14 protein-coding genes are annotated in these 13983 nt (G+C 56.8%); 5 read left to right on the top strand and 9 right to left on the bottom strand.

All coding sequences use genetic code 11. The features are described 5' to 3' along the window. Positions 1–55: 55 nt before the first annotated feature. From galU to DHN60_RS08140, 5 genes are all read left to right on the top strand, one after another. The gene (gene galU / locus DHN60_RS08160; RefSeq protein WP_108836807.1) at positions 56–949 is read left to right on the top strand and encodes a UTP--glucose-1-phosphate uridylyltransferase GalU; all 894 of its coding nucleotides are present in this window, start codon (positions 56–58) and stop codon (positions 947–949) included. 151 nt (positions 950–1100) lie between these two features. Further along, positions 1101–2201 (top strand): glycosyltransferase family 1 protein, encoded by a 1101-nt coding sequence (locus DHN60_RS08155; RefSeq protein ID WP_234423578.1) that lies wholly within the window; start codon positions 1101–1103, stop codon positions 2199–2201. A gap of 47 nt (positions 2202–2248) precedes the next feature. Further along, on the top strand, positions 2249–3259 hold the full coding sequence (locus DHN60_RS08150; protein ID WP_108836805.1) for a glycosyltransferase family 2 protein: 1011 nt from the start codon (positions 2249–2251) through the stop codon (positions 3257–3259). Beyond that, entirely contained in the window at positions 3256–4953 is a 1698-nt protein-coding gene (locus DHN60_RS08145; protein WP_108836804.1) for a beta-1,6-N-acetylglucosaminyltransferase, read from the top strand. The genes DHN60_RS08150 and DHN60_RS08145 overlap by 4 nt, the downstream gene beginning before the upstream one ends. Before the next feature lie 6 nt (positions 4954–4959). Next, entirely contained in the window at positions 4960–6387 is a 1428-nt protein-coding gene (locus tag DHN60_RS08140) for a nodulation protein NodH (protein ID WP_108836803.1), read from the top strand. A gap of 31 nt (positions 6388–6418) precedes the next feature. On the opposite strand, the gene DHN60_RS08135 is transcribed toward DHN60_RS08140, so the two are convergent. The 9 genes from DHN60_RS08135 to paaZ form a co-directional block, all read right to left on the bottom strand. Next, the gene (locus tag DHN60_RS08135) at positions 6419–6883 is read right to left on the bottom strand and encodes a PTS sugar transporter subunit IIA (protein ID WP_108836950.1); all 465 of its coding nucleotides are present in this window, start codon (positions 6881–6883) and stop codon (positions 6419–6421) included. A gap of 38 nt (positions 6884–6921) precedes the next feature. Further along, the gene (gene raiA, locus DHN60_RS08130; RefSeq protein ID WP_108836802.1) at positions 6922–7485 is read right to left on the bottom strand and encodes a ribosome-associated translation inhibitor RaiA; all 564 of its coding nucleotides are present in this window, start codon (positions 7483–7485) and stop codon (positions 6922–6924) included. A gap of 231 nt (positions 7486–7716) precedes the next feature. Continuing rightward, entirely contained in the window at positions 7717–8475 is a 759-nt protein-coding gene (gene lptB, locus DHN60_RS08125) for an LPS export ABC transporter ATP-binding protein (RefSeq protein WP_108836801.1), read from the bottom strand. Next, positions 8475–8963 carry an LptA/OstA family protein gene (locus DHN60_RS08120; protein ID WP_108836800.1) on the bottom strand — a complete coding sequence of 163 codons (489 nt, stop codon included), beginning with the start codon at positions 8961–8963 and terminating at the stop codon, positions 8475–8477. The genes lptB and DHN60_RS08120 overlap by 1 nt, the downstream gene beginning before the upstream one ends. 7 nt (positions 8964–8970) lie before the next feature. Beyond that, entirely contained in the window at positions 8971–9567 is a 597-nt protein-coding gene (locus DHN60_RS08115) for a hypothetical protein (RefSeq protein WP_108836799.1), read from the bottom strand. 10 nt (positions 9568–9577) lie between these two features. Next, entirely contained in the window at positions 9578–10561 is a 984-nt protein-coding gene (locus DHN60_RS08110; RefSeq protein ID WP_108836798.1) for a KpsF/GutQ family sugar-phosphate isomerase, read from the bottom strand. Then, positions 10558–11172 (bottom strand): ribonuclease D, encoded by a 615-nt coding sequence (locus DHN60_RS08105; RefSeq protein WP_108836797.1) that lies wholly within the window; start codon positions 11170–11172, stop codon positions 10558–10560. Before DHN60_RS08105 ends, DHN60_RS08110 begins: the two co-directional genes overlap by 4 nt. A 42-nt stretch (positions 11173–11214) precedes the next feature. Then, the gene (locus tag DHN60_RS08100; protein ID WP_108836796.1) at positions 11215–11970 is read right to left on the bottom strand and encodes a PaaX family transcriptional regulator C-terminal domain-containing protein; all 756 of its coding nucleotides are present in this window, start codon (positions 11968–11970) and stop codon (positions 11215–11217) included. After that, a complete protein-coding gene (gene paaZ / locus DHN60_RS08095) occupies positions 11963–13975 on the bottom strand; it encodes a phenylacetic acid degradation bifunctional protein PaaZ (RefSeq protein ID WP_108836795.1) in 2013 nt (670 codons plus the stop codon). The genes DHN60_RS08100 and paaZ overlap by 8 nt, the downstream gene beginning before the upstream one ends. Positions 13976–13983: the final 8 nt, after the last annotated feature.

The raw sequence follows: 13983 nt of genomic DNA, 5'->3' as shown, positions 1-13983 counted from the left end.
GTAATCTAAGACTAAGCACAGCTCAAATATGGGCAGTTAAGAACACGGGGCTAGAATGCGTAAAAAGGTGACAAAGGCGATCTTTCCGGTTGCTGGGCTTGGGACGCGGTTCTTGCCGGCGACCAAATCAGTGCCAAAAGAAATCATGACTTTGGTGGACCGCCCTCTTATCCAGTACGCCATTGATGAGGCGCGCGCCGCAGGCATCAAGGAATTCATATTTGTAACCTCGCGCGGCAAAGGCGCGCTTGAGGACTACTTTGATCACGCCCCTACACTTGAGCAGGAATTGCGCAAAAAGGGCAAAGACCAACTGTTGGAGGTCCTCAAGGACACCAACATGGACAGTGGCGCCATCGCCTACATTCGGCAGCACAAGGCGCTGGGCCTTGGCCACGCGGTCTGGTGTGCGCGCCGCTTGATCGGCAACGAACCATTTGCGGTGATTTTGCCAGACGATGTGATTGCAGCGGAAACGCCCTGCCTGCAACAGATGGTCGAAGCGTATTCTGAGACTGGTGGCAATATGGTTGCCGCTATGGAAGTGCCCCCTGAAAAGGCGTCTTCTTACGGTGTGCTGGACGTTCAGAAAGAAAACGGACAGATCGTCGAAGTCGCTGGCATGGTTGAAAAACCCCCTGCTGGAGAGGCCCCGTCAAACCTTGCCGTGATTGGCCGCTATATCCTTTCGCCGAATGTTCTACGCTCGCTCAACAAGATGAAAACCGGTGCAGGTGGTGAAATCCAGCTGACCGACGCTATCGCACAGGCGATTGGTGGTGATGAAGGTGTTTATGGCTACCGTTTCCGCGGCCAGCGCTTTGATTGCGGCTCAAAAAGCGGGTTCCTGCAGGCCACGGTGTCCTTTGGACTGGCGCGCGAAGAATTGCGCAGTGATCTGTTGGATTACATCCGCGACGTCGTCCAGATGGATCAAGCCGCCGAATAGTTTGCAGGTACTTTGTGGCCCATCTGCGATGGCCTAGAGTGGCGTGACCCACGAATAGAGAAAAGACATCACGCTGGTCACAACTGTCAAAATACCTCCCACAGCACGTCTACTGGACGTCACGCGCCTGATGCGCAGGGCGGGAAAGGTTTTGACTGGTGTCGATCGGGTTGAGCTGGCCTATGTTCAGGCACTCATCGCTGACGATGTTCCCATGTTTGGCCTTGTCCGCTCGCGGATTGGCTACATTCTTCTGGATCAGGCCGGTGTGGAACATATGGTTCCATTTCTTTCGGGCCCAGTCAGCGGTGAAACTGTGGAAACGCAGCAGCGCCAAAGCTGGCGTCACGCAAGAAAGCACGCCATTGGGCGTGTCCCCCCATTTCTGCTGCGGGCTTTGCTACGGCGCAAGCTGCCCACGGGGTTTGCCTATCTCAACGTCGGGCATTCCAACCTGACGGATCGAGTTTTGGGCGCGGTGCGCAGTCTAGATGCCCAGATCACGACGCTTATCCACGATGTCATCCCGCTTGATTTTCCCGAATTTCAGCGCGATGGCACAGTGCAACCCTTTGCCGATATGATCGCCCGCGTTGGAAAATTTGCAGACCTTGTCATCTACAATTCCAAAGACACGCAGGCGCGCGCACAAACGTATTTTCCAAAAATCGCTGCATCGATTGTTTCGCATTTGGGGACAGTCAAGGTGGATGCAAATGCAGCAGATATCCCAAGCAGAGTACCCCAAGACACGCCATATTTTGTCTGCATCGGAACAATTGAACCGCGGAAAAATCATGCCTTTCTTCTTGACCTGTGGGACCAAATGGGCCCGCAGGCGCCCGGGTTGATCATCGCAGGTGGGCGCGGATGGAAGAACGAAGACGTGTTCGCGCGCCTCGATGCGCTGCCAGTCGGCGGCCCTGTGTTCGAAGTTGCGGGCCTGAGCGACGGTGCTCTGGCCGCCCTGATGGACGGCGCAGCTGGCGTTCTTTTTCCAAGTCTCGCAGAAGGGTTCGGATTGCCCGCTGCTGAGGCTGCGGCACGCGGTGTGCCCCTAATTATCAATGATCTTCCAACATTGCGTGAAATACTGGGCGATATTCCCATTTACGCAAGCGTTTCAGATCGTTATCTATGGCTCAATAAAATAAATGAGTTGGCCAGCTTAGGACCAAACGCACCGGATCAGCAGCAGTATGTCCCGCCAACTTGGGACGCACATTTCAAGACTGTGTTAAAGTTGACCTGATACGTGCCGACAGGTCGCAAAGAGCGGCGGGTAGAGGATAGTTTTAATTGGGCGCTTGGCAGTCATATCGGCTGAGGCTTCAGCGCAAGCGGTGGCGCATTCGTGCGTTCCGCAAACGACGCGAATTGAAACGTGTGGTCAGCCGTACTGATCAGATCAGGCCCACCGATTTGCTGGCGTTCTCCACCTTGCGTAACGAGATGGCGCGGTTGCCGTTTTTCCTGAATTACTACCGCGAGATGGGCATCAACCAATTCCTAATCGTGGACAATGGCAGCACTGATGGGTCGTTAGACTACCTCGCGTCTCAATCTGATGTATCAGTATGGTCAACAGAAGCCGGCTATAAGCGCGCGCGTTTTGGGGCGGATTGGCTGAACTGGTTGCAGTCGAAATACGGGCACGGGCATTGGACCCTTGTCGTCGACCCGGATGAATTCCTTGTTTACCCGTTCTGCGACACACGCCCGCTGCGGGCGCTGACAGATTGGCTCGACGCTTCTTCGATCAAATCGTTTTCTGCTATGCTGTTGGATATGTATCCCAAGGGCCGGCTTGACGAACAGCCTTACGAAGTTGGTCAAAACCCGCTTGAGATCGCGAGCTGGTTTGACAGCGGAAACTACACGATCTCGCGCAACAAGAAATTTGGTAACCTCTGGATTCAGGGCGGCCCGCGTGCCCGTTTGTTTTTTCCCGAAGCTCCGGCCAAGGCGCCCGCGCTGAACAAGGTGCCGCTGGTCAAATGGGACCGCCGCTATGCCTATGTCAGTTCCACCCACATGTTGTTGCCGCGCGGATTAAACCAAGTCTACGATGAATGGGGCGGCGAAAAGGCTTCTGGCGTTTTGCTGCACGCCAAGTTCCTTGACACATTCAACAACAAAGCCACTGAAGAACTGGATCGCAAGCAACATTATGCGGCCTCGGTCGAATACAAGGCCTACGCAAACACGCTCGATGAAAATCCGGACATGTGGTGCAAGTGGTCGGAAAAATACATCAACTGGCGACAGCTTGAAATTCTGGGCCTCATGTCCAAGGGGAACTGGGCGTGAGCGTCGGCATCGTCATGCTGGTGCATACAGCGCTGGACCGTGCAGAACAGGCCGCGCGCCATTGGGCCATGGCCGGTTGCCCGGTTGTGATCCATGTGGACGCGATGGTGCCGCGTAAAATCTATTCCGGTTTTGTCCAGGCGTTGTCGGATGTCCCGACTGTGTTGTTTTCCAAACGCTACCGATGCGAATGGGGCACTTGGGGAATAGTTGCCGCGTCGCAAACGGCGTCCGAGTTGATACTGTCGGAATTTAAAGACGTGCGCCATGTCTACCTTGCTTCGGGATCCTGCCTGCCGTTGCGCCCGGTAGAAGAGTTGATCGAATACCTTGAAGAACGCCCGCGTACCGACTTTATCGAAAGCGCGACGACGGCGGATGTCCCTTGGACGGTTGGTGGATTGGATCAGGAGCGCTTCACAATGCGTTTTCCGTTTTCTTGGAAACGCCAGCGATTCCTGTTCGACAAATACGTAGAACTTCAGCGCTGCCTGAAGCTGAAGCGCAAGATGCCCAAGGGGCTGGTGCCCCACATGGGCAGCCAGTGGTGGTGTCTGACCCGGCAAACCCTCACGGCCATATTGCAAGGCGCGGATCGGCCTGAATACGATGCCTATTTCCGCCATGTGTGGATCCCTGATGAAAGCTACTTCCAAACATTGGTACGCCAGTTTTCCACCAACATTGAAAGTCGGTCACTGACGCTGTCCAAGTTCGACTTTCAGGGCAAACCGCACATTTTCTACGATGATCACCTCCAGCTCTTGCGCCGGTCCGACTGTTTTGTGGCGCGCAAGATCTGGCCTCATGCCGCCCGCCTGTATGAGGCGTTCCTGACTGATCCTGCCGGCGCGATGAAGCGGACAGAGCCGAACCCGGGAAAAATCGACCGCATTTTTGCCAAAGCGGTGGAGCGTCGGACGCGCGGCCGCCCGGGTCTTTACATGCAAAGCCGTTTTCCTAATGAGGACTGGGAAAACGGGGTCACCGCCGCGCCCTATTCGGTCTTTCAGGGCTTTACCGAGATATTCGAAAATTTTGAGCCGTGGTTGTCCAAGGCCACTGGCGCCCGTGTTCATGGCCATTTGTTTCACCCCGACGGTGTTGAATATGCCGAAGGGCAGACGACACTGAACGGTGCCTTGTCCAACAGTGCGGCAGCGCGCGATTACAACGCCAACGCGTTTCTAACGAACTTGATCTGGAACACGCGCGGAGAGCGGCAGTGTTTTCAGTTCGGTCCGGAGGACAATCAAAAGGTGATCTGGCGCATGGCCAGGGATCCCAATGCGCAAGTGTCGGTGATTTCAGGCGCTTGGGCTGTGCCGCTGTTCCGTTCGAACCTGAACTTTATGGATATCCGAAAAGAGGCGGCGCGCCTGCAAAAGGTCGAAAGTGATCACCTCAATGTGCTCCGCTCACCCGGTGCCAAGGCCCGAATTCGGATCTGGACCATGGCTGAATTCATTGAGGCACCCATGGAACCCTTGCAGGGCATTCTGGACGAGATCGGCCAGACGCAAGCCCGCCGTCTGGCAGAGGTGCCGCAGATGGTGGACCTGACCGGTTTTGGCCAGTTCCTGCAAAACCTCAAGAATCAGGGCATGCATCCCTATCTCATGGGCGACTTTCCGGTGGTGCTGGGGCCGAAACCTGCGCAAGATCGCCCGAGAAAACCCTATTTGGTGCGGTAGCCTGGCATGGCCCAATTTGACTACTTTGTGGTGTTTGCGGAAATGCGGACAGGCTCAAATTTCCTTGAGGCAAATCTGAACGCTTTTGATGGGCTTGCCTGCCATGGTGAGGCATTCAATCCGCACTTCATTGGCTACCCAAAGCGCGAGTCCATTTTGGAGATCACTCAAGCGGAGCGCGATGATCAGCCCAAGCGTCTGCTGCGTGCTATAAAACAAACACCGGAGTTGAGCGGGTTTCGCTATTTTCACGACCACGACCCGCGCGTGTTCGATCAGATTATGGACGATCGCAAATGCGCCAAGATCGTGCTGACCCGGAATCCTGTGGACAGCTATGTGTCGTGGAAAATCGCTCAGGCGACGGGGCAGTGGAAATTGACCGATGCCAAGGCGCGCAAAGGTGCCAAGGCGCAGTTTGATGCAGACGAATTCATGGCGCATCTTTCGGCGTTGCAGGCGTTTCAAGTTACCCTACTGAACCGGTTACAGGTGTCTGGGCAAACAGCGTTCTACGTGGCCTACGAAGATTTGCAGAACCTCGATGTGATGAACGGGTTGGCGGCATGGCTTGGGGTTGATGGCCGGCTTGAGGGTCTGGACAAAGATCTCAAGGTGCAAAACCCAAGTGCGCTGTCCGAAAAAGTGTCAAACTTTGATCAGATGAGCGAAGCACTGGCTGCGGCGGACCAGTTTAACCTGACCCGCACTCCGAATTTTGAACCAAGGCGCGGGGCCGCGGTACCCACTTATTTTGCCAGCACGCAGGCTCCGTTGGTCTATCTGCCGATCCGAGGTGGGGGCCAAGACCCGGTGGTCGCGTGGCTCAAGGCGTTGGATCGCGCGCATGGAAGCAAACCTGTCACCAAGCAAACGCAAAACGATCTGCGTGAGTGGATGCGTGCGCATCCCGGGCATCGCAGTTTTTCGGTATTGCGCCACCCGCTGACACGCGCGCATGCGGTGTTTTGCCATCGTATCCTGAACACCGGACAGGGCGGGTATGGTGGCATCCGCACGACGCTGACCAAGCGGTACAAAATGGCACTGCCGATTGATCCCGCTGATCCCGGATTTGGCAAGGTCGAACACCGTGCCGCCTTCGCGCAATTTCTTGCGTTTTTGAAACCGAATCTTGCTGGCCAAACAGCGATACGGGTCGATCCGGATTGGGCCAGTCAGGCTAAGATTATCGAAGGGTTTGCGGAATTTGTGCTGCCGGACCGCCTGATCAGGCAGGAGGCTTTGGATGCAGAATTGTTGCAACTCGCCGAAACGGTTGGAGTAAAAGATGTACCGCCTCTTTCACCCCCATCCGCCTTTGGTGATGTGACGCTTGCAGATATCTACGATTCAGAAATCGAAGAACTTGCCCGAGCGGCCTATGCCCGGGACTATCTGCTGTTTGGATTTGAGGATTGGACCCCGACCTGAAGGTCACGACACGTGTCGGAAAATGGTCGGCTTAGGCAGCTTTGGCGGGTTTAGATTCGTTTAGGATCGCATAGAGCGTTGAGGCGTCCGGGTTCGCGCGCAACTTGGAACACACGCTGACATCGCGCAGCGTCCGCGACACAAGAGCAAGAGCCTTGAGATGCTCAACCCCGGCTTCTTCGGGGGCGAACAGGCCAAATGCAATATCGACTGGCTGGCGGTCCACAGCATCAAAGTCGATGGGCTTGTCGAGCAGGACAAAGACGCCCATCACCTCGTCAATCCCATCAAGGCGTGCGTGAGGAAGCGCTACGCCGTGACCAACGCCAGTTGGCCCCAACGCTTCGCGGGCCATCAAGGCTTCGGCCACGAGGCCCGCGTGCACGCCATAAGCGCCGTGCACCAGGTCACCAAGCTCTTGCAACAGGCGCTTTTTGGAGGTGACAGACATCACAACCTTCACCGCTTCGGGTTTCAGTAGACTTCCAAATGTCATTTTGTTGGTCTCCTCAGCGCCCATCGCAAACCAATCCTTTAAGGGTCAATCCAGCCGATGTTTCCGTCATCACGACGGTACACGACGTTCAGTCCCTTTTTGCCTTCGTTTCGGAACACCAAGACCGGTGCCCCCGCCAATTCCATCTGCATCACGGCCTCGCCCACGGACAGGGATGGAATGTTTGTTTCCATCTCGGCCACGATGATTGGCTGCAGGCTCTCGGGTTCATTTTCTTCCGAATCCGAGTCAGAGGCGAGGATATACGAGGACGCGCCCGAGAGTTCAACAGGCTGTGCCCGCTCCTTGTGGTGGTCCTTGAGGCGGCGCTTGTAACGGCGCAACTGCTTTTCCATTTTCGCAGAGCACGCGTCAAATGCTGCATATATTTCAGTGGCATGGGCTTTGGCCTGGGCCGTCAGGCCGGTCGACAGATGCACGGTGGCTTCGCATACATACTCGTGCGCGGACTTGGAAAAGATCACTTGTGCGCTTGTGGGCCGTTCGGCGTATTTTTGCACCACGCTTCCCAGGTCATCCCGCACATGCGTCTGTAGTGCGTCTCCGATGTCGATCTGTCTGCCGCTGATTTGATACTGCATAGTCTCTCCTTTTATTGGCTCCGAACGGACAACACGGGCGGGTCGCTGGTGCGCCCCACCTACAGGTGTCAGTTAAACGGAGTGGGCTGTGTGCTGTTATGGCGTCCCATGCACACAACGCGTGCAGTCAAAGTTTGGGGAGTCAGGAACAGCATCAAAGCCATGACACCATTGCACGCCACAAACACCCGTCCTGTCAATCAAAAGTGGAGGCTTAGGCACCGTCATTTCCTACTGAATGCGAAAGTTCTCGCCCAGATAAACACGCCGTACATTTTCGTTTTGCACAACATCTTGGGGTGTGCCCGACATCAGCACCTGCCCATCGTGCAGGATATAGGCGCGGTCCACAATTTCGAGAGTTTCGCGTACATTGTGATCTGTGATTAGAACCCCGATTCCCCGTTTTTTCAGATCGGCCACCAAGTGGCGGATGTCGCCAACAGAGATCGGGTCAACACCAGCAAATGGTTCATCAAGCAGCAAGTACTTGGGATTAGCGGCCAGTGATCGTGCGATTTCCACCCGCCGACGCTCACCACCCGACAGGGCCAAAGCGGGCGCGCGCCGCATATGTTCGATCGAAAATTCGCTCAGCAACTCTTCTAACCGCTCACGTCGTTTGTGGCGGTCTGGTTCAACGATTTCGAGGATCGACAAGATATTGTCCTGAACACTGAGGCCGCGAAAGATGCTCATTTCCTGCGGCAGATACCCGATGCCCATCTGTGCCCGGCGATACATCGGAAGCGCTGTCACATCCGCCCCGTCCAGCAAGACAGTGCCGCCCTCAGGAGTCACGAGGCCAGCGACCGCGTAAAAGGTCGTTGTTTTGCCAGAGCCATTCGGACCCAACAGCGCGACGACCTCGCCCCGCTGCACTTCCATCGAAAAGTCGCGGATCACCAGTTTTTTGCGGTAAGATTTCCGCAGATGCGAGATTTTGAGCCCTGAGGTTCCTTGGGCCAACTTCAAATCTGGTTTGGCCATTAGTTTCCGCCGGTCTCAAGAATCGTTTTGACCCGGCCCTGCATCCGCGCTGTGCCGCCATTCAGATCAATGTTCATGCGGTCTGCGCTGAGCGCACTTGGTCCCTGCACCAACAAGACGTCGCCCGTCATGACGATCACGCCGGAATCGATATCATAGTCGGCGCGCTGCCCTTCGGCGACATCTGGGCCTGATACCAATGTCACGCCGCCTGTCGCCTCCATCCGCTGAATGCCTGCCGTTTCTTCGCGATAAATCACGAGAACGCGGGCAGCTGACAGGCGCATAACGCCCTGAGCAATCACCACATTCCCGGTAAATACCGCCTCGCCCGTGGTTTGATCCACATTCAACTCATCAGCCGTCACTTCGACCGGAGCTGACGTGTCCTGTTTGATCGCGCCAAAGGCGACTTGGGTGCCTTGGGCAATCGCTGGCGACGAAAGTCCAAGCAGCGCGAGCAGTGCGAGGGTGCGCAGGAATATCACGGATTAGTCACTCTTCTCTTATCTGCGGCGTGTATATCAGCTTCACCCCGTTTGTGAAAACCAAATGGGCGTTGGGCCCTGCCTCTTCGCGTTGCAGGCGCATCTGCCCAGCATCTATCGTGCCAAACGGCGCAAAGCCTTGGACGGCACCAGGGGATTCCAACAACAGCGAGTCAAAGTCGGCAATCAGCGTTTCACTGGACAGGTTAAACCCGGACGACGTCGTGATCACCACGTTCCCCACAAGCGTGGATATATTTTCTTCCATGTCAAACTGGCCCTGATCGGACATGAGGATTATCCGCGTTCCGGAGACCAAATCGATCTGCGCGGAAAGGTCCACGGCTTCGTTGTTGAGCCCACTGCGCGTGGCCATCGTGTCCGCCGTAAGCGAAACCCGATCCCCACCATTGGTCGTGCCAGAAAAGAAGGGGCTTGTGATCTGTTGTTCACTCACCCTTTCATCGATTTCAGTAGTGGCAAAAGGCAATGTGGTCACAGGGTCGACATTGCGCGACAGCAAAAACAGCGTCGACAACAACAGCAGCGCCATCAGCGGCAGCAGCACCTTGAGCCATGCGACCAGTCGTGAATAGCCGTCCATGCCATCTTTCCTAGCCGAGCCCGACTCGCAGGCAGTCGTGAATATGGATCAATCCCAGAGGTCGTTCTGCCTGATCTCTTTCGGTCACAAACAGGCATGTCACCGCGCGTTCGCCATCTTTGCCGTTCATGATTCCCACCGCCTCTTGCGCCAACAGGTCTGGTGAGATCGTTTTGGGAGATGTGGTCATCACATCCCGCGCCTTCAAGTCCAGCAGCTGATTGCTCATATGTCGGCGCAGGTCACCGTCGGTGATGATTCCAGTCAATGCGCCTTTCGGGTCTGTCACACCGACAACGCCAAACCCTTTTTGGGAGATTTCGATCAACGCCTCTTGCATGGGTGCATCTTCGGGAACCAGCGGTATGGCGTCGTCCTTGTGCATCAAGTCCGACACCCGCGTCAGCAATGCGCCGAGTTTTCCACCGGGGTGGAAGTCGCGAAAGTGTTCGGCTGTAAATGACCGATGTTTCATCAGGGCCACGGCCAGTGCATCGCCCATTGCCAATGTCATTGTTGTCGAAGATGTCGGCACCACGCCGCTGCCGCAGGCTTCGCCTATATCTGGGAGTTGCAAAACCACGCCGCATTGACGGCCCAAGGCACTGCCCGGCGCTTTGGTAATCCCGATCAGCGGAATGTCAAAGCGCCCAGCGTAAGCAATCATATTGGCCAGTTCTGGCGCCTCGCCCGAGTTCGAGATGGCAAGGACTACATCATCGCGCGTCACCATCCCCAGATCGCCGTGGCTGGCCTCGGCGGGGTGCACAAATTGCGCGGGTGTGCCGGTGCTGGCCAGTGTGGCCGCGATCTTGTTGGCGATATGGCCCGACTTGCCGATACCTGTGACAATCACCCGCCCCTTTGTGGCCAGCAGCAGGTCGATGGCGGCGCGAAAGCTGGAATCAAGGCTATTGGCGAGGGTTTCAAGTGCGGCCGCTTCGGTGCGGATCACGTCACGTGCAGTGTCTATGAAGGGCGTATTGCTACTCATGAATGCGCAAAGATGTCGGTGTCAGGCCACCCGGCAAGGTCAAGGTTTGACCGCATGGGCAGGAAGTCGAAACACGCCTGCGCCATCTCCATCCGTCCTTCGCGCACCAGTCTTTCGTTCAGAACCTCGCGTAGGCGGTGCAGGTACAACACATCCGAGGCGGCATATTCGATCTGCGCCTTGCTGAGCGTGTCAGCACCCCAATCGCTTGATTGTTGTTGCTTTGAGATGTCGACGTCGAGCAGTTCTTGCAGCAGATTTTTTAACCCATGACGGTCCGTATAGGTGCGGATCAGGCGGCTGGCGATCTTGGTGCAATAAACGGGTGCCGTGACAGCGCCAAAGGCGTTTTGCATCGCGGCGATGTCAAAACGGCCAAAGTGAAACAGTTTGAGTACATCGGGGTCCGTCAGCAGCGCACATAGATTCGGCGCCTCTGTCTGCCCCAGTTTGATCTGCACAATATGTGCGTCGCCGTCGCCGCCAGACAGCTGTACGACACACAACCGGTCGCGATGCGGGTGCAGGCCCATGGTTTCACAGTCGATGGCCACGATCGGTCCCAGATCAAGGTCATCAGGCAGGTCGGAGATATGGAGATGGTTTGTCATAGGCCCGCTATACCGCGTGTGTAGGGCTTGGGAAAGCGCGGTTTATCGCGTGTCCAGCTCGTCTAAGGCGGGCCGCTCAAAACGACCCAGCAGCTGGGTCACCAGCGCGCGACAGTCATGCCCGCGCCATTCAGGTGTATGAGCGCTTTGGGGCAGGTTGGGGTGTTTCAGTACAAGGCGACGCCAGGCGTGCACGATCATTACCCGCAATACCGCCGTTTCAAGGGGTGATATTGGTTCTGTGACCTCGGAATCAATCTGGGCCAGGACACCAAAAAGAGCTTCATAGCTGGCCACCAAAGCGGGTGGTTCGATCTGAGCTCCGAGCCAGCGCGGAATGTCGTCGACCGCAAGGATCATGGCGTCGGGTGGCGTGGGCGTGTCTTGTGCACACAAAAACAGGGTGGGTCCGATTGAGGCGAAAAGGGCCGGGTCAAGTGCCTCTGCGCCATTGCGTACCAGAACCGCCTTCGCACGCGTTCCTGCAGTCTCCGTTTGTCCATAGATCCGGGGCCGCGCGGCTTCGCTGTCTTGCCGTCCTTTTGGCGTCAGGCGGTGTTGACTGATCCGCCCCTGTTTCTGCGAGGTGATCCACCCGTCAGCCCGCAGTCGGTGCAACGCTACGCGTGTCGCTTCGGGCTTGATCCCGATCCCGTCCATCAGTGCCGACAAGGTGGGCCCCTCTAGCGAGCAATCCGGTGCCAAATCGCCAAAAACAGTCACTAACAGGGACCAAACGCGTATTGGCCCAAGCGTACTCAGGGCGGTGACAGCCCGTGTGTAGGCCTGTTCACGCATTCATCGTTAACAGTTCATATTCTGCCACGGCTTCATCCAGTTGATTGGTGAGCGTCACGTGCCAGCGTACTTCGCCATAGTCATCGTTACGGGGTGTTTTGGCCTTAACCGTGAGGCGCACCTTAATGCTATCGCCCGCCTGTACCGGTTTCATGAAGCGCAAGTTATCGAGCCCGGTATTTGCCAATACCGGACCCGGATCAGGTTGCACAAACAACCCCGCAGCAAAGCTGAGCAGCAGATAGCCATGCGCCACCCGTCCGGGAAAGAACGGATTGGCCGCGGCGGCTTCCTCATCCATGTGGGCGTAGAACGTGTCGCCTGTGAAATGGGCGAAAGTGTCGATGTCGTCCATGGTGATCGTACGCGCAGGTGTGTGCAGCGTGTCGCCAACGTTGAGGTCTGCAAAGGGTCGGGTGAACGGGTGGGCGTCTTCGACCGCCTCGGCTGCGCTGGGCACCCATTGGCCGGTGATGCCGGTCAGAATGTCCGGGCTGCCCTGAATGGCTGTGCGCTGCATGTAATGCTTGACGGCACGCACGCCGCCCAGCTCTTCACCCCCGCCAGCGCGACCCGGTCCGCCGTGAACCATGTGGGGCAAGGGTGCGCCGTGTCCCGTCGCCTCTGCCATGGAGTCCCGGTTGTTAAAGTAGAGCCGTCCATGGAACCGGGCTGATGCAAGAGTGAGGTCACGCGCGACGTGCACATCGCGCGTGATGACAGAGGCAACCAGCGACCCTTTGCCTTTGTTCAGCAAAGCGGCTGCGTGGTTGACATCGCGGTACGGCATGACCGTGGACACAGGTCCAAACGCTTCGACGTCATGCACCACGGTCGCTGCATCCGGGTCCGCGCAATGAAACAGCATAGGGGGCAAAAAGGCGCCCGGACTGTCCGCCATGCTGAACCTTTCGGGATCGCCAAAAACGCGTTCGGCCTGCGTCGCAAGTTGGTCAGACTTGGCCAAAACATCCATTTTCTGCGCATTAGACACCAGTGCACCCATCCGGGTGCCCGCGTCGCGCGGGTCCCCGACGGTGATACCGGCCAGCTTTTGGCTGAGTGCGTCGATCACCGCCTCAACCTGCGCTTCGAGCGCCATGATCCGTCGAATGGCTGTACATTTCTGGCCAGCCTTCGTCGTCATCTCGGTCACGGTTTCTTTGATGAACACGTCAAATTCTGGAGTGCCGGGGATCGCGTCCGGCCCCAGCACTGTGGCGTTCAGGCTGTCCTGTTCGGCCGTAAATCTCACTGCATTTTTGCGCAGGTTTTCATGATCGCGCAGGTGGCTTGCGGTGTCTGCCGACCCGGTAAATGTGACCACGTCCTGACAATCAAGCTGATCCAGCAGATTGCCTGTCCCCCCCGCGATCAACTGCAAAGCGCCATCGGGCAACAGACCACTTTCGATGATCAGGCGTACACAGGCCTCCGTCACATAAGACGTCGCTGTTGCGGGTTTGATAATTGCAGGCATCCCGGCGAGCAGAGTTGGCGCAAGCTTTTCCAGCATTCCCCAGACCGGAAAGTTGAAGGCATTGATGTGGACCGCGACACCTTGCAGCGGCGTGCATATGTGTTGCCCCATGAATTGCCCCGACCGGCCCAGTTGTTCAACAGCACCGTCCAGATAGATGTGGGCATCCGGCATCTCCCGCCGGCCTTTTGAGGCAAACACCAACATTGTCCCAATGCCGCCATCCACGTCGAACAGGTGATCGGATTGCGTCGCACCGGTGTCAAAGCTGAGATCGTAGAGCACCTGACGATGCTCGCGCAGATGTAGCGCGATGGCTTTGAGCATCCGGGCGCGGTCATGAAACGTCATTGCGTGCAAAGCAGGGGCACCAGTTTCGCGGGCAAAACCGCGCATTGCAGTCACGTCCAGCGCGTCATTCCCGGCCTCAGCAATCACATCCCCTGTAATGGCGCTTTCAATGGGCCGCGCTCCTGCTCTGGGCGCGATCCACTGACCTGCGGCGAAACTGTGAACCTGACGCATGGTGCGAG

The organism is Tateyamaria sp. Alg231-49 (genome assembly GCF_900143535.1).
GTDB lineage: Bacteria > Pseudomonadota > Alphaproteobacteria > Rhodobacterales > Rhodobacteraceae > Tateyamaria.
The sequence above is the reverse complement of the archived record's forward strand: the minus strand, read 5'-3'. Positions and strand labels throughout refer to the sequence as shown.